The organism is Pseudomonas sp. WJP1 (assembly GCF_028471945.1).
GTDB lineage: Bacteria > Pseudomonadota > Gammaproteobacteria > Pseudomonadales > Pseudomonadaceae > Aquipseudomonas.
In genome coordinates, this window is sequence record NZ_CP110128.1 from 5,094,305 (window position 1) to 5,114,024 (window position 19,720).

The following is a 19,720-nucleotide window of genomic DNA, read 5'->3' on the forward strand; positions in this document are numbered from 1 at the left end:
GACAGCCCGCGTCATCGTTGACGTCCATCGCGAGCAGGCTCGCTCCTACAGGGTTATTCGGTGCTCAGGAAATCTCAGGCATGCCGCTTGCGATATTCCCCCGGCGCAATGCCGAAGCGCGATTTGAACGCCGTGGAAAAGTAGCTCGAATCGGAAAAACCCCACGAATACCCCAGCACCGACAACTTCTGCTCCTTGCCCGATTGGCGCAGGGATTCAGCGCACAGGTCCAGCCGGCGGTTCTTGATGTAGCGCGCCACCACCAGGCCTTTCTTGGCGAACATCCGGTACAGGCCACGGGTCGACATGCCCACTTCCCGCGCCAGCCATTCCGGGCACAGCTCTTCGCTGCGGATGTGCTGGTCGATGACGCTCAGGGTCTTGCGGAAGGTGCGCTCGTGCGGATCCGTGCAATCGTCGCCCTGGCTGATGGCCGGGCGCAGCAGGCTGACAATCGCCTCCAGGGTCGCTTCGCTTTCCTGGCGGCTGAGGTTCTGCTGGCGCGTGGCATCGAGGATCAAGCGGTGCGAGAGCATGGCGATGGGCGATGTAGCGGCAATCCGGTGGCCGCACTTGACCTGGTTGAAGCGCAGGGTCTGCTCGACCACTTGATACGGCAGTATCAGCGACAATTGTCGGGAGTTTTCGCTGAAGGTGAAATCACTGGGCCGCGCAGCATCGATCAAGGTGATGTCCCCGGCGGACAGCAGGACCCTGTCGTCGCCCTGGGCCATGCCCGCGGTGCCCTCGAGCTGGAACACGGCAAAGTACTTGCCGCCCTCGCCCGCCGCGACTTCCTGCGGCGTGCGATACAGCCGCGCCTGGCAGGCATCGACGAAGCTGAGCTTGAGGGCATCGCTGCGGTATTCGCGAATCTGCCCGGCAAAGTCGGCGCCCAGGGGTTGTGCGTTGAAGGCGCCACAGATCTGGTTGATCTGGTGGATCCACTGATCGAACCCTTCCTGGCGCTGTGCGGTTGTAGAAATCATGTCAGGCCTCACGCAGGCTTATTGTTATTGTCTACGTCAATCAACAGGTTCTCCTGAACAGCGACTCTCCCTACCGTCGACGGGTTATTTCAACCCGCCAAAGCGTCGATAAAAACTCTCGCCCACATCCGGCAACGGTCCGTCGGCGGTTTCCAGTGCGCTGTTCAGCCATTCCTCGGCCTTGGCGTAGATCAAACGGTAAATGTTGCGGCACAACTGTCGGGCCGCCCGCCCTTCCCAGTCGCCGGGCAACAACTCGTCCGGCAGTTGCGGGTCGCGTAGCAGCAATTTGCGGTACTCGTGAATAAGCAGGATCCGCGCCAGGAAGCAGTCGGCCGGCTGCAGGTTTTCCTGTTCGCGCAGTGCTTGCCAGAGCGGGCGGAACAGCTGGATGAACTCACTGTAGTGGGTCGCCAGCTCCTCGATGTTCCAGCTCTCGCGCACCTGCAGGCGCAGGGCCTTGGAGGCCAGTACGTCCTGGGCGGTGGTTTCGAAGACGATGGTTTCTTCCTGGGCACCAAGGTCGAGCAGTGTCGCGTTGACATCGGTGCGGTCGCTGCGCGGACAGGCCAGCACCACCGGCGAAATCGCACCAAAACCTTGCCATTCCAGCTCTTCGCGCACTTGTTTGCGCTTGTCCTGGGTCAGTTGCGACAACATCACCAGGCACCAGGAACCATCCCAGGCCGGCATGCTGGTGCTGTAGACCCGCTTGAATGCCTTGTCGAAACGCCGGCGACCGGTGCCGGTCAGGCTGTAGTAACTGCGACGACCGACCTTCTCGGCAGTCAGCCAGCCTTCCTTGGTCAGGCGGAAAATCGAGGTGCGGATCAGCCGCTCGTTGATGCCGATCGGTTCAAGCAACTGGATCAGGCTGCCCAGCCAGACGGTCCCGCCATGGGGTTCGATGGCATCACCGTACAGGGTGATGATCAAGGAACTGGCGCGGATCGGCGTCTGCTCTTGAAAGCGTGTAATCAGATGGTTCAAGGGTGTCAGGGACGACATGGGCGTACCGGGCTAAAAAAAGAAAAGGAATATACCGAAAGCAATGGGGTTAATCCCAATCCCTTGTAGGAGCCAGGCTTGCCGGCGAAGAACGATGACGCGTTGTATCTGGAACACCGTGTCGTCTGGTTCGCCGGCAAGCCTGGCTCCTACAAGGTGCTATTACCCTTGGGGCGATGGCTGCTGTCGCTGATTCGCGGCCGATCCGATTCAGGCTCGCTCAACGGCTCGCAAACCTGCATCTGCGTGAGGCAACGCTTGGCCAGCTCTTGATACTCACGCGTACCCGCCTGTTTCCACGCCACTTCCTGATCGCTGAGCATGCGTTTGACACTGGCCGGCGCGCCCATCACAAGCGACTGCTCCGGGCATTCGAACCCGGCCTTGACGAACGCTGCCGCCGACACGAAAGACCGCGGGCCGATGTGCGCGTTATCCATCACCACCGCGTTCATCCCCACCAGCGCGTCGGCGCCGATCCGGCAACCGTGCAGCACGGCGCCGTGGCCGATGTGGCCGTTGCGTTCGACCACGGTGTCACTGTCGGGGAAGCCGTGCATCACGCAAGTGTCCTGAATGTTGGCCCCCTTCTCCAGCACGATCCGCCCGAAATCACCGCGCAGGCTGGCCAGCGGCCCTACATAGCAGTGGGGGCCGATGATCACGTCACCGATCAACACGGCGGACGGGTGCACGTAGGCGCTCGGGTCAACCACCGGGGTCAGGCCATCAAGGCTGTAGCAGGTCATGGCAGCTTCCTTCGAAAGCGATGCAAATATTGACTTATTTTGTATCACATCGCTTTTACATTCACAAAGACAAAAAACCGTATCACTTGAAAAGAGCTTTTCCGACGACCTGCCTTTTGCCGTGCAGACAGCCAGAAAACCCAATAAAACCGGGAGCAAACCCGCAATCCGCAGCGACTGCATATCACGGATAACAAACAACACCACCTTCAATAGGACACATTAAATTAACTTTGCTGTTGATTTTGCGTATCACATTGTAGGTATACTCCGGCAAAACCGGCCCCTGCTGCCGATCCAATAACAAGCCGGCATCACCGCCGAGCGCTCACCGTGAGGGCATCCGCCATGCCTCAAACCCTTGACGTCGAATTCATCGAGCCTGGCGTACGCCTGATTACCCTGCAGCGCCCACAAGCGCTGAACGCCCTGAACACCCAATTGCTGGGTGAACTGGCCGAGGAACTGAGCGTCGCCCAAGCCGACCCCGAGACCCGTGCCGTGGTCATGACCGGCAGCCGCAAGGCCTTCGCCGCCGGTGCCGACATCAAGGAAATGGCCGAGCGCGACCTGGTCGGCATCCTCGACGACCCGCGTCAGGCCTCATGGCAGGCCATCACCCGCTTCAACAAACCGCTGATCGCCGCCGTCAACGGCTTCGCCCTGGGCGGTGGCTGCGAACTGGCGATGCACACCGACATCATCATCGCCGGTGAAGACGCGCGTTTCGGACAGCCGGAAATCAACCTCGGGATCATGCCCGGCGCCGGTGGCACCCAACGCCTGCTGCGCGCCGTTGGCAAATCCATGGCCATGCAGATGGTGCTCACCGGCGAGCCGATCGACGCCCGCCAGGCCCAACGCGCCGGCCTGGTCAGCGAAGTCACCCAGCCTGAATTCACCGTCGAACGCGCCCTGCAGGTGGCCCGCCAGATCGCCGCCAAGGCCCCGCTGGCGGTACGCCTGGCCAAGGAAGCGCTGCTCAAGGCCATGGACACCGACCTGGCCAGCGGCCTGCGCTTCGAGCGCCACGCCTTCACCGTGCTGGCCGGCACCCGCGACCGCGATGAAGGCATTGCCGCCTTCCAGGAAAAACGCACGCCGACTTTCACCGGCCAGTAACCCGCCTTACGAATTCCAAGAGAGCGCCAAGACCATGAACTTCGAACACATCCTGTTTTCCATCGAGGCCGGCGTCGCCCTGCTCAGCCTCAATCGCCCGGATCAGCTCAACAGCTTCAACACCCAGATGCATGGCGAAGTGAAGGAAGCGCTGAAACAGGTGCGGCAGAACCCCGACGTGCGTGTTCTGCTGCTGACCGGCGAAGGCCGCGGCTTCTGCGCCGGCCAGGATCTGAGCGATCGCAATGTCGCGCCGGGCAGTGCCGTGCCGGATCTGGGCGAGTCCATCGAGAAGTTCTACAACCCGCTGATCCGTCAACTGCGCGACCTGCCGATGCCGGTGATTTGCGCGGTCAACGGCGTGGCCGCTGGTGCCGGCGCGAACATTCCGCTGGCCTGTGACCTGGTACTGGCCGCGCGCTCGGCGAGCTTCATCCAGGCCTTCTGCAAGATCGGCCTGATCCCTGATTCCGGCGGCACCTGGACCCTGCCGCGCCTGGTCGGCATGGCCCGCGCCAAGGCACTGGCCCTGCTCGGCAACCGCCTGAGCGCCGAACAGGCCGAGCAATGGGGCTTGATCTACCGCTGCGTGGAAGACGCCGAACTGCGCGATGAAGCATTGAAACTGGCACAACACCTGGCCACCCAGCCGACCTACGGCCTGGCGCTGATCAAACGCAGCCTGAACGCCAGCATGAGAAACAGCTTTGATGAACAGCTGGAACTGGAGCGAGACCTGCAACGCCTGGCCGGGCGCAGCGAGGATTACCGCGAAGGAGTCGGCGCCTTCATGGAAAAACGCACCCCAAGCTTCAAGGGACGCTGAGTCATGAGCGCATTGAACACTTCTGCACGCATCGCCGTAATCGGCGCCGGTGCCATGGGCGCCGGCATTGCCCAGGTCGCGGCTCAGGCCGGGCATCCGGTGCAACTGCTGGACAATCGCCCCGGCGCTGCCGCCCAGGCCATTGAAGGCATCGACCGGCAACTGGGCAAACGGGTCGAAAACGGCAAGCTGTCCGCCGATTCGCGCAGCGCAACCATCGCCCGTTTGCAGGCCGTGGAAGCCATTGAAGCCCTGGCCGATTGCGATCTGATCATCGAAGCCATCGTCGAGAACCTTGAGGTCAAGCGCGCGTTGTTCCGCCAGCTGGAAGGCATCTGCAGCGCGCAGTGCATCCTGGCGAGCAACACTTCGTCGCTGTCGATCACCAGCATTGCTGCACAGCTGCAACACCCGCAACGCCTGCTCGGCCTGCACTTCTTCAACCCGGCGCCGGTCATGGCGCTGGTGGAAATCGTCTCGGGCCTGGCCAGCGATCCGGCTTTGGCCGAGTGCCTGTACGACACCGCCAAGGCCTGGGGCAAGAAACCGGTACACACCCGCTCCACGCCAGGTTTCATCGTCAACCGCGTGGCCCGGCCGTTCTACGCCGAAAGCCTGCGCCTGTTGCAGGAAGGCGCCGCCGCTTGCCCGACCCTGGATGCGCTGATGCGCGAGGCCGGTGGTTTTGCCATGGGCGCCTTCGAGCTCACCGACCTGATCGGCCATGACGTTAACTATGCCGTGACTTGTTCGGTGTTCGACGCCTACTACCAGGACACCCGCTTCCAGCCATCGCTTATCCAGAAAGAGCTGGTGGACGGTGGACGACTGGGGCGCAAGAGCGGACAGGGTTTCTATAGCTACGCCCAAGGCGCTGAACGCCCGCAAGCGGCTGAAATCAGCAGTGCGGCGACCGTCGATGTTTGCGTTGCCGAAGGTGATTTGGGCATCGCCCGAAGCCTGCTTGAGCGCCTGCGCGAGCAAGGCGTCGAAGTTTTGCAACGCGATGGCCGCGGCTTGCTGCGGGTCGGTGATGCAGTGCTGGCCCTGAGCGACGGCCGCATGGCCTGCCAGCGCGCTCGTGAAGACGGACTGCGTAACCTGATTCTGTTGGATCTGGCCCACGATTACGCCAAGGCCCAACGCATCGCGCTCAGCTGTGCGGCAGGCATTGATCCGCAGGCACTGGAACAAGGCGTCGCCCTGCTGCAACGGGCCGGGCTCAAGGTCAGCCTGCTCAGCGACAGCCCGGCCCTCGCCGTCCTGCGCACCGTGGCGATGCTCGCCAACGAGGCCGCCGACGCCCTGTTGCAAGGCGTGGCCTCGGCTGCCGACATCGACCTGGCGATGCGCGCCGGGGTCAATTATCCCCAAGGCCCGCTGGGCTGGGCCGACGCCGTGGGCCTGCCGCACATCCTCAGCACGCTGGACAACCTGCAAGCCGCGTACGGAGAAGAACGCTACCGGCCATCGCTGCTGCTGCGCCGTCGCGTGGCCGAAGGGAGAAACTTCCATGACTAACCATGAAGCGATGAACCTGGCCAGCGACTGCGCCCAAGCCTTGTTCCAACGCGACAACGCCAGCCAGGCCATGGGCATGCGCCTGCTGTCCGCCGGCCCAGGCTCCGCTCGCGTGGGCATGACCGTGCGCGCGGACATGGTCCAGGGCCACGGCACCTGCCACGGCGGCTACCTGTTCGCCCTCGCCGACTCGGCGTTCGCCTTTGCCTGCAACAGCTACAACGAAGCCACCGTGGCCATCGGCTGCAGCATCGACTACATCGCCCCGGCGCGCCTGGGCGACACGCTCAATGCCGATTGCATCGAGCAAAGCCGCTCCGGCCGCACCGGCAACTACGACGTACGCATTGAAAACCAGCAGGGCCAGTTGATCGCCCTGTTCCACGGCAAGTCCTACAAAGTGCGCGGCTCGGTGCTGGCACAGGAGACCCCAAATGAATGACGCCCTGATCATCGACGCCGTACGCACCCCCATCGGCCGCTACGCCGGAGTGCTGAGCAGCGTGCGCGCCGACGACCTCGGCGCGGTGCCGCTGCGCGAACTGCTGCGCCGTCACCCGCAAGTCGACTGGAACACGGTGGACGATGTGATCTACGGCTGCGCCAACCAGGCCGGCGAAGACAACCGCAACGTCGCGCGCATGTCGGCGCTGCTGGCCGGTTTGCCGGTCAGCGTGCCCGGCACCACCCTCAATCGCCTGTGCGGCTCCGGGCTGGACGCGGTCGGTACGGCGGCGCGGGCGATTCGCAGTGGCGAAACCGGGTTGATGCTGGTCGGAGGCGTCGAGTCGATGTCCCGCGCGCCCCTGGTGATGGGCAAGGCCGAACAGGCGTTTTCCCGTGCCGCCGAGATTTTCGACACCACCATCGGCTGGCGCTTCGTCAATCCGCTGATGAAAAAGACCTATGGCATCGATTCCATGCCGGAAACGGCAGAGAACGTCGCCGAACAGTTCAACATCTCCCGGGTCGACCAGGACGCCTTCGCCCTGCGCAGCCAGCAACGCGCTGCCGCTGCCCAGGCCAACGGACGCCTGGCGAAAGAAATCGTCGCGGTGGAAATTCCCCAGCGCAAAGGCCCGGCAAAAGTGGTCGAGCACGATGAGCACCCGCGCGGCGACACCACCCTTGAGCAACTGGCCAAACTGGGCACGCCGTTCCGTGAAGGCGGCAGCATCACGGCCGGCAACGCCTCGGGCGTCAACGACGGTGCCTGCGCCCTGCTGCTGGCAAGCCCCGAAATGGCCAAACGTCACGGCCTGACCGCCCGCGGTCGGGTGGTGGCGATGGCGACCGCTGGCGTCGAGCCGCGCATCATGGGCATCGGCCCGGTGCCGGCCACCCGCAAGGTACTGGAGGTTGCAAACCTGAGCCTGGCGGACATGGACGTGATCGAGCTCAACGAAGCCTTTGCCGCGCAGGGCCTGGCGGTACTGCGCGAACTGGGCTTGAGCGACACCGACCCACGGGTCAACCCCAACGGCGGCGCTATCGCCCTGGGCCATCCGCTGGGCATGAGCGGCGCTCGCCTGGTCACCACCGCCCTGCATGAGCTTGAGGAACGCAATGGCCGCTATGCCCTGTGCACCATGTGCATCGGTGTCGGCCAAGGGATCGCGCTGATCATCGAGCGTCTATCCCACTAAAGAATCGCGATTCCCGGGGAGCCGAGAGGTATCCTTGGGGCATGCACTCAAAGCCCCTGCATGCAGGGGCCGGAACACAAAAACAATTCGAGTGAACACATGAACATGCCAATTGCCCAAACCGTGCTGGATCCCGTGCTGGACCCGCTGGAAACCGCCAGCATCGACGAGCTGCGCCAGCATCAGCTGGAGCGCCTGCGCTGGAGCCTGAACCACGCCTACAAGAATGTGCCGCTGTACCGTCAGCGCTTCGATGCGCTGGGCGTGCACCCCGACGACATCAAGTCCCTCGACGACCTGGCGAAATTCCCCTTCACCACCAAGTCCGACCTGCGTGACAACTACCCCTACGGCATGTTCGCCGTGCCGATGCACGACGTGGTGCGCCTGCACGCGTCCAGCGGCACCACCGGCAAACCGACCGTCGTCGGCTACACCCAGAACGACATCGACACCTGGGCCAACGTGGTTGCACGCTCGATTCGCGCAGCGGGTGGCCGACGTGGCGACAAGGTGCACATCTCCTACGGCTACGGCCTGTTCACCGGCGGCCTGGGCGCGCACTACGGTGCCGAACGCCTGGGTTGCACGGTGATCCCGATGTCCGGCGGCCAGACTGAAAAACAAGTGCAGCTGATCAAGGATTTCCAGCCGGACATCATCATGGTCACGCCGTCCTACATGCTCAACATCGCCGACGAGATCGAGCGCCAGGGCATCGACCCGCACAAACTGGCCCTGCGCCTGGGCATCTTCGGCGCCGAGCCCTGGACCGCCGAGCTGCGCAGCGCCATCGAGGCGCGCATGGGCATCACCGCCCTGGACATCTACGGCCTCTCGGAAATCATGGGCCCGGGCGTCGCCATGGAATGTGCCGAGACCAAGGACGGCCCGACCATCTGGGAAGACCACTTCTACCCGGAAATCATCGACCCGGTCACCGGCGAAGTGCTGCCGGACGGTCAGATGGGCGAACTGGTGTTCACCTCCCTGAGCAAAGAAGCCCTGCCGATGATCCGCTACCGCACCCGCGACCTGACGCGCCTGCTGCCAGGCACCGCGCGGCCGATGCGGCGTATCGACAAGATCACCGGGCGCAGCGATGACATGCTGATCATCCGCGGGGTGAACGTGTTCCCGACGCAGATCGAGGAGCAGGTACTGAAAATCAAACAGCTTTCCGAGTGCTACGAGATCCATCTGTATCGCAATGGCAACCTGGACAGCGTTGATGTGCACGTGGAGCTCAAGGCCGAGCATCAGCACCTGAGCGACGAACAGCAGAAGGCTGTGTGTGGCGAGCTGAGCAAGCACATCAAGACCTACATCGGGATCAGTTCGCGGATCGTCCTGCAGCCTTTCCATTCGATCAAGCGTTCCGAGGGCAAAGCCTGCCACGTAGTGGATAAACGCCCTAAAGCATGACTGCTGCACCCCTTTGAGCCCCGCTGATGCGGGGCTTTTTTTTGCCTTTTTCTGCGCGGCGATCTCAGGTCCATCGCGAGCAGGCTCGCTCCCACAATTGGATTGGGTACATCCGCGCAAATCAGGTCGGCTGTCAGGCCGCCATCGCTGCGATGCGGCGACCCGACAAGCCAGCTCCCACAGGTACGCGCGTTCGCAGGGAACAGCGTACACCCACCAAACAGGTCGAGTGTCAGCTCGCCTCGCCTGCTTTTGATCTTGATCCACCCGCCCCTTCGGGAGGCTGAGTGGAGGTGTTCATCCGGGGATTGGCGCGCAGCGCCGTTCGACGCAGTCGAACACATCGCATGTAGGTGCCAGCGAAGCCAACCGGAGGGCGATGCCCCCGGATGAATGCCGGAGCGAAGGAACGCCGAGCCCCAGCGAGGGGCCGGACGCTCGGGGCGAGCCTTTTTTTGCTTACTTTTTTTTGGCGTTTGAAAAAAAAGTGAGTCGCCGTAAGGGCGAAACCATAGGCGGCCGTTACCGAAGAAATGGATATGTACGCCGACCTCCCTACCCCCCAAAACCACCACTCATCCCAAAGCGATACAAAAACAAATACGACACGTCATTTTCCGTTTGATATTAATTTCTGTATCGCTTATAAAGTTCTCCATGCCCTCGAACAGATTCACGGCGGGAGACCCCCATGTACGCACAGCTCGTAGAAACAGGCGTAAAGCGCATCAAAGACCTCTCGGAGATGTCCGATGAGGAGCGCGCCTTCCAGGAAAAAATCGATTCGGAAATCAAGATCGAAGCCAAGAACTGGATGCCAGATGCCTACCGGCAAACCCTGATCCGGCAGATTTCCCAGCACGCCCACTCGGAAATCGTCGGCATGCTCCCGGAAGGCAACTGGGTCACCCGTGCACCAAGCCTCAAGCGCAAACTGCAATTGATGGCCAAGATCCAGGACGAAGCCGGTCACGGCCTGTACCTGTACAGCGCCATGGAAACCCTGGGTGCCGACCGCGATGAAGAGATCGCCAAGTTGCACAGCGGCAAGGCCAAGTATTCGAGCATCTTCAATTACCCGACGCTGAACTGGGCCGACATGGGCGCGGTGGGCTGGCTGGTGGATGGCGCGGCGATCGTCAACCAGGTGGTGCTGCAGCGCACCTCCTACGGTCCGTACTCGCGGGCGATGATCCGCATCTGCAAGGAAGAGAGCTTCCACCAGCGCCAGGGCTACGAAATCCTCCTGACCATGATGCGTCACGGTACCCAGGTGCAAAAAGATATGGTCCAGGACGCGATCAACCGCCTGTGGTGGCCGTCGCTGATGATGTTCGGCCCGAGCGACGAACACTCGCCGAACAGCGCGCAATCCATGGCCTGGAAGATCAAGCGCCAGAGCAACGACGAACTGCGCCAGCGCTTCATCGACCAGACCATCCCGCAGCTGGAACTGCTGGGCTGCACCTGCCCTGACCCGGACCTGAAGTGGAACGCCGAAACCGGCCACTACGACTTCGGCCAGATCCAGTGGGACGAATTCTACGAAGTGCTCAAGGGCAACGGCCCGTGCAACCAGGAACGCGTCGCCACCCGCCGCAAGGCGATTGAAGACGGTGCCTGGGTCCGTGAAGCCGCCGTCGCCCACGCCCGCAAAAAACAAAACAAGAACGCCGCCTGATTCGGCCACCTGATGTGGAGTAATTGAAATGTCCGAGTGGACCCTCTTCGAAGTCTTCGTGCGCAGCAAGCACGGCCTCAACCACAAACACGTCGGCAGCGTGCATGCCGCCGACACCACCATGGCCATCGAGAACGCGCGCGAGCTCTACACCCGTCGCAGCGAAGGCGTGAGCCTGTGGGTCGTGCCATCAGCGCTGATCACCGCCTCGTCGCCGGATGAAAAAGACCCGCTGTTCGACCCGTCGGACGACAAGGTCTACCGCCATGCCAGCTTCTACGAGCTGCCGGCCGAAGTCGGGCACATGTGAGGTCGACCATGAATAACAAGACCGATCTGATCGAATACCTGCTGCGCCTGGGCGACAGCGCCCTGATCCAGGGCCAGCGCCTGTGCCAGTGGTGCGGCAAGGCCCCGGCACTGGAAGAAGAGCTGGCGCTGATGAACGTCGGCCTCGACCTGGTGGGCCAGGCGCGCAACTGGCTGGATTACGCCGCCGAGCTGCTGGACGACGGCCGCGACGCCGATGACCTGGCGTTCCGCCGCGACGAACGCGCCTACCGCAACCTGCTGCTGGTGGAACAACCCAACGGCGACTACGCGGTGACCATCCTCAAGCAATTCCTGTATGACGCCTGGCACCTGCCAGTCCTCCAGGGCCTGAGCCAGTCCAGCGACGAACGCATTGCCGGGATCGCCGCCAAAGCAGTGAAGGAAGTCACCTATCACCTGCGCCGCTCCGGCGAGTGGGTCGAGCGCCTGGGCGACGGCACCGAGGAAAGCCACAAGCGCATGCTCGCGGCCATTCCCGAAGTCTGGCGTTTCACCGTTGAACTGATCGCCGCCGATGACAGCGAACAGCGCCTGTGCGAAGCCGGCATCACCCCGGACATCGCCAGCGTGGCGGCGCAATGGCAAGCCAAGGTCAACCAGATTTTCGCCAGCGCCACCCTGCCCGTGCCGGCCGCGCCAAGCTATTTCTACCTGAACGCACGCAAGGGCCTGCACACCGAGCACTTAGGGATCCTGCTGGCCGAAATGCAGTTCCTGCCACGAGCGTACCCCGATGCAACCTGGTGAGCTGATCGCCAGCGACCAGGGCGCCCGGCCGGTTCAACCGAGCGACTTAACCGCCGCCTGGGCGATCCTGTCGCAAGTCATGGACCCGGAAGTGCCGGTGGTCAGCGTGGTTGACCTGGGGATTGTCCGCGATCTCGATTGGCAGGCCGGGCACTTGCACGTGGTGGTCACGCCGACCTACTCCGGCTGCCCCGCCACCGAAGTGATCGAGGGCGATATTCGTGAGGCGCTGGAGCAGGCCGGTTTCCAGGCGCCAAACCTGGAACGCCGCCTGACCCCGGCCTGGACCACAGACTGGATCACTGACAGCGGCCGCGAACGCCTGCGCGCCTACGGCATTGCGCCGCCCGAGGGCAGCACCAGCAAACGCAGCCTGCTCGGTGAGAGCCCGGTGATCGCCTGCCCGCAATGCGGCAGCGTCCACACCGAGGTGCTCAGCGAGTTTGGCTCCACCGCGTGCAAGGCGCTGTATCGCTGCGTCGATTGCCGGGAACCGTTCGACTATTTCAAGTGCATCTGAGCGGCATCGGCCGTCCAGCTGGAGAACAACAATGAGCAAATTTCACAGCCTGACCATCAAGGACGTGCGCACCGAGACCCGTGACGCGGTGTCCATCGCCTTCGAGATTCCGCAGCACCTGCAAGACAGCTTTCATTACACCCAGGGCCAGCACCTGGTGATGCGCACCCAGCTGGACGGCGAAGAAGTGCGCCGCTCCTACTCGATCTGCACCGGGGTCAACGACGGTGAACTGCGCGTGGCGATCAAGCGCGTGGCCGGTGGACGCTTTTCCGCGTTTGCCAACGAGCAGCTGAAGGCCGGGCACAGCCTGGAAGTGATGCCGCCAGCCGGGCATTTCAGCGTGGAACTCGACCCTGCTCGCCACGGCAACTACCTGGCGGTCGCGGCCGGCAGCGGCATCACGCCGATCCTGTCGATCATCAAGACCACCCTGGAAACCGAGCCCAGCAGCCGCGTCACCCTGCTGTACGGCAACCGCTCCAGCTCCGGCGCCCTGTTCCGCGAGCAGCTGGAAGACTTGAAGAACCGCTACCTGCAACGCCTGAACCTGATCTTCGTGTTCAGCCGCGAGCAGCAGGATGTGGACCTGTACAACGGCCGGATCAACGCCGAGAAATGCGAGCAGCTGTTCAGCCGCTGGCTCGACGTCAAGACCCTCGACGCCGCCTTCATCTGCGGCCCGCAGGAAATGACCGAGACCGTGCGCGACAGCCTCAAGGCCAAGGGCATGGAGCCTGCACGCATTCATTTCGAACTGTTCGCCGCCGCCGGCAGCCAGCAGAAACGTGAAGCCCGCGAAGCCGCCCGCCAGGTGGATGCGGCGGTCAGCCAGATCACCGTGATCAGCGATGGCCGTGCCCTGGCCTTCGACCTGCCGCGCAACAGCCAGAGCATCCTCGATGCCGGCAACGCCCAGGGCGCCGAACTGCCCTACTCGTGCAAGGCCGGCGTGTGCTCGACGTGCAAATGCAAGGTCATCGAAGGCGAAGTGGAAATGGACAGCAACCACGCCCTGGAAGACTACGAAGTGGCCGCCGGCTATGTGCTGTCGTGCCAGGCCTTCCCGATCACCGACAAGGTGGTACTGGATTTCGATCAGCTCTGATATCCGATCTACCGGACTTACACAAAACCCTGTGGGAGCGGCGGTGCGACGATTCGACTTGCCCGCGATGAGGCCATCAGATTCAACATTGATGTCGCCTGATATTCCGTCTTCGCGGGCAAGCCCGCTCCCACAATGATCTGTGTTGTATCCCATAGCTGCGCCCACAACAAAAACAACAAAGGACACCACCATGAGCCCCAAAGACATAGAACTCATCCACCAGCACCCCGACTTCATCCAGCTGGTACGCCGCAAGCAGGCGCTGTACTGGTCGCTGTCGCTGATCATGCTGGTGATCTATTTCGGCTTTGTCCTGTTGGTGGCGTTCTCCCCCTCCACGCTCGGCCAGTCCCTGAGCGGCGGCGTGACCACCGTGGGCATGCTGGTGGGCGTGGTGATCGTGGTGCTGGCCTTTGCCTTGACCGGTTTCTATGTCTATCGCGCCAACAACGTGATCGACCCGCTGAACGAAAAACTCAAGCAGGAGTGCATCCGATGAGCCGCCTTCTCGCGTTGTTCCTGCTGCCGCTGGCAGTGGTGACGGACATGGCCGTGGCTGCAGACGGCGCCTCCCGTCCACTGAACTGGAACGCCATCGGCATGTTCATGCTGTTCGTGCTGTTCACCCTCGGCGTGACGCGCTGGGCCGCGTTGCGCACCCGCTCGGCCAGTGACTTCTACACCGCCGGTGGCGGCATGACCGGTTTCCAGAACGGCCTGGCGATTGCCGGCGACATGATTTCGGCAGCATCCTTCCTCGGCATTTCCGCGATGATGTTCCTCAACGGCTACGACGGCTTGCTCTACGCCTTGGGCGTGCTGGCCGGCTGGCCGATCATCCTGTTCCTGATCGCCGAACGCCTGCGCAACCTCGGTAAATACACCTTCGCCGACGTGGTTTCCTATCGCCTGGAACAGACACCCGTGCGCCTGACCTCGGCCTTCGGCACCCTGACCGTCGCCCTGATGTACCTGGTGGCGCAGATGGTTGGCGCCGGCAAGCTGATCGAATTGCTGTTCGGCATCGACTACCTCTATGCGGTGATGCTGGTCGGCGTGTTGATGGTGTTCTACGTCACCTTCGGCGGCATGCTCGCCACCACCTGGGTGCAGATCATCAAGGCGGTGATGCTGCTGTTCGGCACCAGTTTCATGGCGTTCATGGTGCTCAAGCATTTCGGTTTCAGCACCGAAGCGATGTTCGCCGGTGCCACCGCCGTGCACGCCAAGGGCAGCGCGATCATGGCGCCCGGCGCCTTGCTGTCCAACCCGATCGATGCGATTTCCCTGGGGCTGGGCATGATCTTCGGCACCGCCGGCCTGCCGCACATCCTGATGCGCTTCTTCACCGTCAGCGACGCCAAGGAAGCGCGTAAAAGCGTGTTCTACGCCACCGGTTTCATCGGCTACTTCTACCTGCTGCTGATCATTGTCGGCTTCGGCGCGATCGTCATGGTCGGCACCGATCCGGCGTACCGCGACGCAGCTGGCGCGATCATCGGTGGCGGCAATATGGTCGCCGTGCATTTGGCCCAGGCTGTCGGCGGCAACCTGTTCCTCGGGTTCATCTCGGCGGTGGCCTTCGCCACCATCCTGGCGGTGGTGGCCGGGCTGGCGCTGTCCGGCGCTTCGGCGGTTTCCCACGACCTGTATGCCTGCGTGATGCGCAAGGGTCAGGCCAGCGAACAGCAGGAAATGCGCGTATCGCGAATCGCCACGCTGTGCATCGGTGTGCTGGCGATCATCCTTGGCCTGTTGTTCGAATCGCAGAACATCGCCTTCCTGTCCGGCCTGGTACTGGCCATCGCCGCGTCGGTGAATTTCCCGGTGCTGTTCCTTTCGATGTACTGGAAAGGCCTGACCACCCGTGGCGCGGTCATCGGCAGCCTGATGGGGCTGGTGTCGGCCATCGTCTTGCTGGTGTTGAGCCCGGCGGTATGGGTCAACGTCATGCATCACGACAAGGCGCTGTTCCCGTACTCCAACCCGGCCCTGTTTTCCATGAGCCTCGCTTTCTTCAGCGCCTGGCTGTTTTCCGTCACCGACCGTTCGCCACGTGCCGCCCTTGAGCGCGGCCGTTATCTGGCGCAGTTCATTCGTTCCATGACCGGCATCGGCGCCTCGGGCGCCAGCCAACACTAATCCTTTATGACCGGCGCGGCTGCGGCTGCGCCAGACACTGACCAAACCCGGAGCATTTGCAATGTCCCACGCCCCTACCCTGCAGAGTTTCATCGCCGGCCGCTGGATCGGCCAACAAGGCGCGCAAATCCTGCGCAGCGCCGTCGACGGCCATGAAATCTTCCGCACTCATGAAGAGCGCCCGGACTTCGCCGAAGCCATCGAACACGGTCGCCGCCAAGGCGTCAGCGGCCTGATGGCGCTGGACTTCCAGCAACGCGCCCAACGCCTGAAAGCCATGGCCCTGTACCTGGCCGAGCGCAAGGAACAGCTCTACGCGATCTCCCACCACAGCGGCGCGACCCGTGCCGACAGCTGGATCGACATCGAAGGCGGCAACAGCACCCTGTTCACCTACGCCAGCCTCGGTTCCCGTGAGCTGCCGTCGGGCAACGTGGTCCACGAAGGCCCGGCGCTGCAACTGAGCAAGATGGGCACCTTCGCCGGCACCCACATCCTCGTGCCGCGCGGTGGCGTGGCGGTGCACATCAACGCCTTCAACTTCCCGATCTGGGGCATGCTGGAAAAATTCGCCCCGAGCTTCCTCGCCGGCATGCCGTGCATCGTCAAGCCAGCCAGCGCCACCAGCTACCTGACCGAAGCCGTGGTACGCCTGATGGACGAATCCGGCCTGCTGCCTGCGGGCAGCCTGCAACTGATCATCGGCGGCACCGGCGACTTGCTCGACCGCTTGCAAGGCCAGGACGTGGTGACCTTCACCGGTTCGGCCGACACCGCCGCCAAGCTGCGGGTCAACCCGAACCTGATCCGCAACTCGGTGCCGTTCACCGCCGAAGCCGACTCGCTGAACTGCGCGATCCTCGCCCCGGACGTCACCCCGGACGACGAAGAGTTCGAGCTGTTCATCAAGGAAGTCGCCCGGGAAATGACCACCAAGGCCGGGCAGAAATGCACCGCCATCCGCCGCGCCATCGTCCCGGCCAAGCACATCGATGCGGTGGCCACGCGCCTGCGTGATCGCCTGGCCAAAGTCGTGGTCGGCGACCCGTCGGTGGAAGGCGTGCGCATGGGTGCGCTGGCGTCCCACGATCAACAGAAAGACGTTGCCGAGCGCCTGGAAATGCTGTTGCAGAGCAGCGACCTGCTGTTCGGCGCCCGCGACGGTTTCGAACCGCGCGGCGAGAACGTCGACAAGGGCGCATTCTTCGCCCCGACCCTGTTGCAGGCCCGCGACCCGCATGCCGAAGGCGGCGCTCACGACATCGAAGCGTTCGGCCCGGTCAGCACTCTGATGGCCTACGACGATCTGGACGAAGCACTGGCCCTGGCCGCACGCGGCAAAGGCAGCCTGGTGGCCAGCCTGGTGACGAAGGACCCACAAATCGCGGCCAAAGCCGTACCGGTGGCCGCTGCACTGCACGGCCGTCTGCTGGTGCTGGACCGTAACTGCGCCGGTGAATCGACGGGCCACGGCTCGCCACTGCCACAGCTCAAGCACGGTGGCCCGGGTCGTGCCGGCGGCGGTGAAGAACTCGGCGGCCTGCGTGCAGTGAAACACTACCTGCAACGCGCAGCCGTACAAGGTTCGCCAACCATGCTGGCGGCGGTCACCGGCGAGTACGTACGCGGTGCCAAGGTCATCGAAACCGAAGTGCATCCGTTCCGTCGCTACTTCCAGGACCTGCAGATCGGCGAGTCGCTGCTGACCCACCGTCGCACCGTCACCGAAGCGGACCTTGTGAACTTCGGCTGCCTGTCGGGCGACCACTTCTACATGCACTTCGACGACATCGCGGCCAAGGAATCGCAATTCGGCAAGCGCATCGCCCACGGCTACTTCGTGCTGTCGGCCGCCGCCGGCCTGTTCGTATCTCCAGGCGTCGGCCCGGTCCTGGCCAACTACGGCCTCGACACCCTGCGCTTCATCAACCCGGTGGGCATCGGCGACACCATCCAGGCCCGCCTGACCTGCAAACGCAAGATCGACCAGGGCAAGAAGAGCCCGCAAGGCATCCCGCAAGGGGTGGTGGCGTGGGATGTGGAAGTCACCAACCAGCTCGGTGAGCTGGTGGCCAGCTATGACATTTTGACCTTGGTGGTCAAACGCGAGGATTGATCAAGCCTCCTGGTTGACCACAAATCTTGTGGTCAACCAGGATCAAATGTGGGAGCGGGCTTGCTCGCGAATGCGGAATGCCAGTCGACATCATCATTGACTGATACACCGCATTCGCGAGCAAGCCCGCTCCCACATTTCGTTCTCTGTCGAACTTCAAATTTGCGTTCACTGATACCCACAAAAGATCCCCGCCGTGCCCCACAGTCCCACATATTTCGCGGAAAAAACCATCGGTAATCCAAGAAATGTCTGACTGTTCATCCGTATCCATTTGGATACAGTCACGCAATGAATTATCTTGTCCAGCAAACAGCGATTTTCTCCGCATGGCACACCTCCATCCGTGATTTGCGGGCCAGGATTGCCATTGCTCGTCGCATTGAACGCGCTTGCGCGGGAAATTTGGGCGATATCAAACCAGTAGGTGATGGCGTTTCCGAAATGCGCGTGGATGTAGGTGCCGGATACCGGATTTACTTCACGATGCGCAAGACTGTCGTCATCGTCTTGCTTGCAGGGGGCGACAAGTCATCACAAAACGCTGATATCAAACGTGCAAAAAAATTGGCAAAGGAGGTCTAGCCATGAGCCAGACTTTGACGACTTTCGATATGGCGGCTCTGCTCGACAGCGACGAGGCCATCAGCGAGTACCTATCCCAGGTGCTGGCAGACGGTGACAATGAGGAGTTTCTTCGTGCCGTCGGGTACGTTGTAAAAGCCCGCGGCATGACACAGGTAGCAAAAAATTCCGGAATGGGTCGCGAAAGCTTGTACAAGGCCTTCGCTCCTGGCGCAAAACCACGTTTCAATACAGTTTTGAAAGTGATTCACGCACTGGGTATCGATCTATGTGCGCAACCGGGTCATGTCATCAATCACTCAAACTCTTGAGTGGATCAACACCGCCATTGCGAGCAGGCTCGCTCCCCCACGGATTGAGGTGGTTCAGGCGTCAATTGACGTAGGAAATTTCTGTTTTTCCTAGGCTTAGGGTATGCCCGTTGTCCCTCACCCACAATCAACTGCCCCGTTTTGCGGATATTCATTGCGTAGGTCCTAGGACATTTCTGGACAAGGTCTTCGGAGATTTCCTTCGAATTGTGGCGATTTGCGTGAACTGGTTTGGAAGGTGCTCATTCGATAGTCTTTGGGGGTCACTGAAATTCAGTGATGGGGTGTAGGAGCCTCCAGAATCTGAGATGCACACTATGGCGTCATTGCCTGGTTTGCGGCCGTTCGAATGCGTCCGTAAGATCAGCCGCGGTGGCCATGTACGGGCATGCTTCGGCGTGGTCGAGAGGTGCTCTCAGATCTCGATTTCCTACCCCGTACATGGCTGCCACCCAGGCCCGTAGGAAAGGCCTTTGGCAGCTCCATTTTCTAAATGAGAGCTCGAAACCATGAAAACCATTCATCCCGATCCACCCTACGAAAAACCAACCCCTCACCCCGACAACCGCTTCATGGCATTGACCAGCAACTGCACTGACATGCCCACCCTCTTCGTCGACACCCACGCACCGCTCGACATCCTGATGGACGCCGCCAACTACCGAATCCGAACCGTGACCCAGGTACTCGAAAACCTGTCCATGCGTGGTTCGATCGAATGCGAATCCTTCATCCTCAGCGACTTTTCATTGCTTTGCGCCATCCCGTTGCGCGATGGCTGTGATGTGCTGGATGTGGTCGGGCGACGGTTACGGGCGCGCTGACCAGCCCTACAGGAGCGAGCCTGTCGAATCGTCGCACCGTCGCGATGGTGGTCAACGATAACGC

General features: G+C 62.2%; 20 protein-coding genes. 17 read left to right on the forward strand and 3 right to left on the reverse strand.

Features of this window, described 5'->3' with window-relative positions:
- Nucleotides 1-74: 74 nt before the first annotated feature.
- The 3 genes from feaR to paaY all read right to left on the reverse strand — a co-directional run bounded on the left by feaR (nt 75) and on the right by paaY (nt 2,746).
- Nucleotides 75-989: a transcriptional regulator FeaR gene (gene feaR, locus OH720_RS22960; protein ID WP_272603011.1), complete on the reverse strand. Its 915-nt coding sequence runs from the start codon at nt 987-989 to the stop codon at nt 75-77.
- Nucleotides 990-1,073: 84 nt separating this feature from the next.
- Nucleotides 1,074-1,997, reverse strand: a complete 924-nt coding sequence (gene paaX / locus OH720_RS22965; RefSeq protein WP_008056265.1) for a phenylacetic acid degradation operon negative regulatory protein PaaX — start codon at nt 1,995-1,997, stop codon at nt 1,074-1,076.
- Between the two features lie 149 nt (nt 1,998-2,146).
- Nucleotides 2,147-2,746: a phenylacetic acid degradation protein PaaY gene (gene paaY, locus OH720_RS22970; protein ID WP_272603012.1), complete on the reverse strand. Its 600-nt coding sequence runs from the start codon at nt 2,744-2,746 to the stop codon at nt 2,147-2,149.
- A 348-nt stretch (nt 2,747-3,094) separates the two neighbouring features.
- Between paaY and paaF the strand changes: the two genes are divergently transcribed.
- The 17 genes from paaF to OH720_RS23055 all read left to right on the forward strand — a co-directional run bounded on the left by paaF (nt 3,095) and on the right by OH720_RS23055 (nt 19,656).
- Nucleotides 3,095-3,868 carry a 2,3-dehydroadipyl-CoA hydratase PaaF gene (gene paaF, locus OH720_RS22975; protein WP_272603013.1) on the forward strand — a complete coding sequence of 258 codons (774 nt, stop codon included), beginning with the start codon at nt 3,095-3,097 and terminating at the stop codon, nt 3,866-3,868.
- Between the two features lie 34 nt (nt 3,869-3,902).
- Nucleotides 3,903-4,694 (forward strand): 2-(1,2-epoxy-1,2-dihydrophenyl)acetyl-CoA isomerase PaaG, encoded by a 792-nt coding sequence (gene paaG / locus OH720_RS22980; protein ID WP_272603014.1) that lies wholly within the window; start codon nt 3,903-3,905, stop codon nt 4,692-4,694.
- Between the two features lie 3 nt (nt 4,695-4,697).
- The gene (paaH, locus tag OH720_RS22985) at nt 4,698-6,215 is read left to right on the forward strand and encodes a 3-hydroxyacyl-CoA dehydrogenase PaaH (protein WP_272603015.1); all 1,518 of its coding nucleotides are present in this window, start codon (nt 4,698-4,700) and stop codon (nt 6,213-6,215) included.
- On the forward strand, nt 6,208-6,657 hold the full coding sequence (gene paaI / locus OH720_RS22990) for a hydroxyphenylacetyl-CoA thioesterase PaaI (RefSeq protein ID WP_272603016.1): 450 nt from the start codon (nt 6,208-6,210) through the stop codon (nt 6,655-6,657). Before paaH ends, paaI begins: the two co-directional genes overlap by 8 nt.
- Entirely contained in the window at nt 6,650-7,861 is a 1,212-nt protein-coding gene (gene pcaF, locus OH720_RS22995) for a 3-oxoadipyl-CoA thiolase (RefSeq protein ID WP_272603017.1), read from the forward strand. Before paaI ends, pcaF begins: the two co-directional genes overlap by 8 nt.
- 99 nt (nt 7,862-7,960) lie before the next feature.
- Nucleotides 7,961-9,286: a phenylacetate--CoA ligase PaaK gene (paaK, locus tag OH720_RS23000; RefSeq protein WP_272603018.1), complete on the forward strand. Its 1,326-nt coding sequence runs from the start codon at nt 7,961-7,963 to the stop codon at nt 9,284-9,286.
- Nucleotides 9,287-9,977: 691 nt separating this feature from the next.
- Nucleotides 9,978-10,967, forward strand: coding sequence for a 1,2-phenylacetyl-CoA epoxidase subunit PaaA (gene paaA, locus OH720_RS23005; protein ID WP_272603019.1), 990 nt, complete (start codon nt 9,978-9,980; stop codon nt 10,965-10,967).
- 28 nt (nt 10,968-10,995) lie between these two features.
- Nucleotides 10,996-11,277 (forward strand): 1,2-phenylacetyl-CoA epoxidase subunit PaaB, encoded by a 282-nt coding sequence (gene paaB / locus OH720_RS23010; protein ID WP_007943393.1) that lies wholly within the window; start codon nt 10,996-10,998, stop codon nt 11,275-11,277.
- Between the two features lie 8 nt (nt 11,278-11,285).
- Nucleotides 11,286-12,047, forward strand: a complete 762-nt coding sequence (paaC, locus tag OH720_RS23015) for a 1,2-phenylacetyl-CoA epoxidase subunit PaaC (protein WP_180203632.1) — start codon at nt 11,286-11,288, stop codon at nt 12,045-12,047.
- The gene (gene paaD / locus OH720_RS23020) at nt 12,034-12,567 is read left to right on the forward strand and encodes a 1,2-phenylacetyl-CoA epoxidase subunit PaaD (RefSeq protein ID WP_272603020.1); all 534 of its coding nucleotides are present in this window, start codon (nt 12,034-12,036) and stop codon (nt 12,565-12,567) included. Before paaC ends, paaD begins: the two co-directional genes overlap by 14 nt.
- A gap of 31 nt (nt 12,568-12,598) precedes the next feature.
- Nucleotides 12,599-13,675 carry a 1,2-phenylacetyl-CoA epoxidase subunit PaaE gene (paaE, locus tag OH720_RS23025; RefSeq protein WP_272603021.1) on the forward strand — a complete coding sequence of 359 codons (1,077 nt, stop codon included), beginning with the start codon at nt 12,599-12,601 and terminating at the stop codon, nt 13,673-13,675.
- A 193-nt stretch (nt 13,676-13,868) separates the two neighbouring features.
- Entirely contained in the window at nt 13,869-14,177 is a 309-nt protein-coding gene (locus OH720_RS23030; protein WP_008056246.1) for a DUF485 domain-containing protein, read from the forward strand.
- Nucleotides 14,174-15,820 (forward strand): cation acetate symporter, encoded by a 1,647-nt coding sequence (locus tag OH720_RS23035; protein WP_272603022.1) that lies wholly within the window; start codon nt 14,174-14,176, stop codon nt 15,818-15,820. The genes OH720_RS23030 and OH720_RS23035 overlap by 4 nt, the downstream gene beginning before the upstream one ends.
- 61 nt (nt 15,821-15,881) lie before the next feature.
- The gene (paaZ, locus tag OH720_RS23040; RefSeq protein ID WP_272603023.1) at nt 15,882-17,936 is read left to right on the forward strand and encodes a phenylacetic acid degradation bifunctional protein PaaZ; all 2,055 of its coding nucleotides are present in this window, start codon (nt 15,882-15,884) and stop codon (nt 17,934-17,936) included.
- 291 nt (nt 17,937-18,227) lie between these two features.
- Nucleotides 18,228-18,521, forward strand: a complete 294-nt coding sequence (locus tag OH720_RS23045; RefSeq protein WP_272603024.1) for a type II toxin-antitoxin system RelE/ParE family toxin — start codon at nt 18,228-18,230, stop codon at nt 18,519-18,521.
- A gap of 2 nt (nt 18,522-18,523) precedes the next feature.
- Nucleotides 18,524-18,832 carry an addiction module antidote protein gene (locus OH720_RS23050; protein ID WP_272603025.1) on the forward strand — a complete coding sequence of 103 codons (309 nt, stop codon included), beginning with the start codon at nt 18,524-18,526 and terminating at the stop codon, nt 18,830-18,832.
- Between the two features lie 509 nt (nt 18,833-19,341).
- The gene (locus OH720_RS23055; RefSeq protein WP_272603026.1) at nt 19,342-19,656 is read left to right on the forward strand and encodes a hypothetical protein; all 315 of its coding nucleotides are present in this window, start codon (nt 19,342-19,344) and stop codon (nt 19,654-19,656) included.
- Nucleotides 19,657-19,720 lie beyond the last annotated feature (64 nt).

Excerpts from the sequence above, each read along its gene's own strand:
- feaR (WP_272603011.1), bottom strand. The coding sequence starts at position 989 with ATGATTTCTACAACCGCACAGCGCCAGGAAGGGTTCGATCAGTGGATC.
- paaX (WP_008056265.1), bottom strand. The coding sequence starts at position 1,997 with ATGTCGTCCCTGACACCCTTGAACCATCTGATTACACGCTTTCAAGAG.
- paaY (WP_272603012.1), bottom strand. The coding sequence starts at position 2,746 with ATGACCTGCTACAGCCTTGATGGCCTGACCCCGGTGGTTGACCCGAGC.
- paaF (WP_272603013.1), top strand. The coding sequence starts at position 3,095 with ATGCCTCAAACCCTTGACGTCGAATTCATCGAGCCTGGCGTACGCCTG.
- paaG (WP_272603014.1), top strand. The coding sequence starts at position 3,903 with ATGAACTTCGAACACATCCTGTTTTCCATCGAGGCCGGCGTCGCCCTG.
- paaH (WP_272603015.1), top strand. The coding sequence starts at position 4,698 with ATGAGCGCATTGAACACTTCTGCACGCATCGCCGTAATCGGCGCCGGT.
- paaI (WP_272603016.1), top strand. The coding sequence starts at position 6,208 with ATGACTAACCATGAAGCGATGAACCTGGCCAGCGACTGCGCCCAAGCC.
- pcaF (WP_272603017.1), top strand. The coding sequence starts at position 6,650 with ATGAATGACGCCCTGATCATCGACGCCGTACGCACCCCCATCGGCCGC.
- paaK (WP_272603018.1), top strand. The coding sequence starts at position 7,961 with ATGAACATGCCAATTGCCCAAACCGTGCTGGATCCCGTGCTGGACCCG.
- paaA (WP_272603019.1), top strand. The coding sequence starts at position 9,978 with ATGTACGCACAGCTCGTAGAAACAGGCGTAAAGCGCATCAAAGACCTC.
- paaB (WP_007943393.1), top strand. The coding sequence starts at position 10,996 with ATGTCCGAGTGGACCCTCTTCGAAGTCTTCGTGCGCAGCAAGCACGGC.
- paaC (WP_180203632.1), top strand. The coding sequence starts at position 11,286 with ATGAATAACAAGACCGATCTGATCGAATACCTGCTGCGCCTGGGCGAC.
- paaD (WP_272603020.1), top strand. The coding sequence starts at position 12,034 with ATGCAACCTGGTGAGCTGATCGCCAGCGACCAGGGCGCCCGGCCGGTT.
- paaE (WP_272603021.1), top strand. The coding sequence starts at position 12,599 with ATGAGCAAATTTCACAGCCTGACCATCAAGGACGTGCGCACCGAGACC.
- OH720_RS23030 (WP_008056246.1), top strand. The coding sequence starts at position 13,869 with ATGAGCCCCAAAGACATAGAACTCATCCACCAGCACCCCGACTTCATC.
- OH720_RS23035 (WP_272603022.1), top strand. The coding sequence starts at position 14,174 with ATGAGCCGCCTTCTCGCGTTGTTCCTGCTGCCGCTGGCAGTGGTGACG.
- paaZ (WP_272603023.1), top strand. The coding sequence starts at position 15,882 with ATGTCCCACGCCCCTACCCTGCAGAGTTTCATCGCCGGCCGCTGGATC.
- OH720_RS23045 (WP_272603024.1), top strand. The coding sequence starts at position 18,228 with ATGAATTATCTTGTCCAGCAAACAGCGATTTTCTCCGCATGGCACACC.
- OH720_RS23050 (WP_272603025.1), top strand. The coding sequence starts at position 18,524 with ATGAGCCAGACTTTGACGACTTTCGATATGGCGGCTCTGCTCGACAGC.
- OH720_RS23055 (WP_272603026.1), top strand. The coding sequence starts at position 19,342 with ATGAAAACCATTCATCCCGATCCACCCTACGAAAAACCAACCCCTCAC.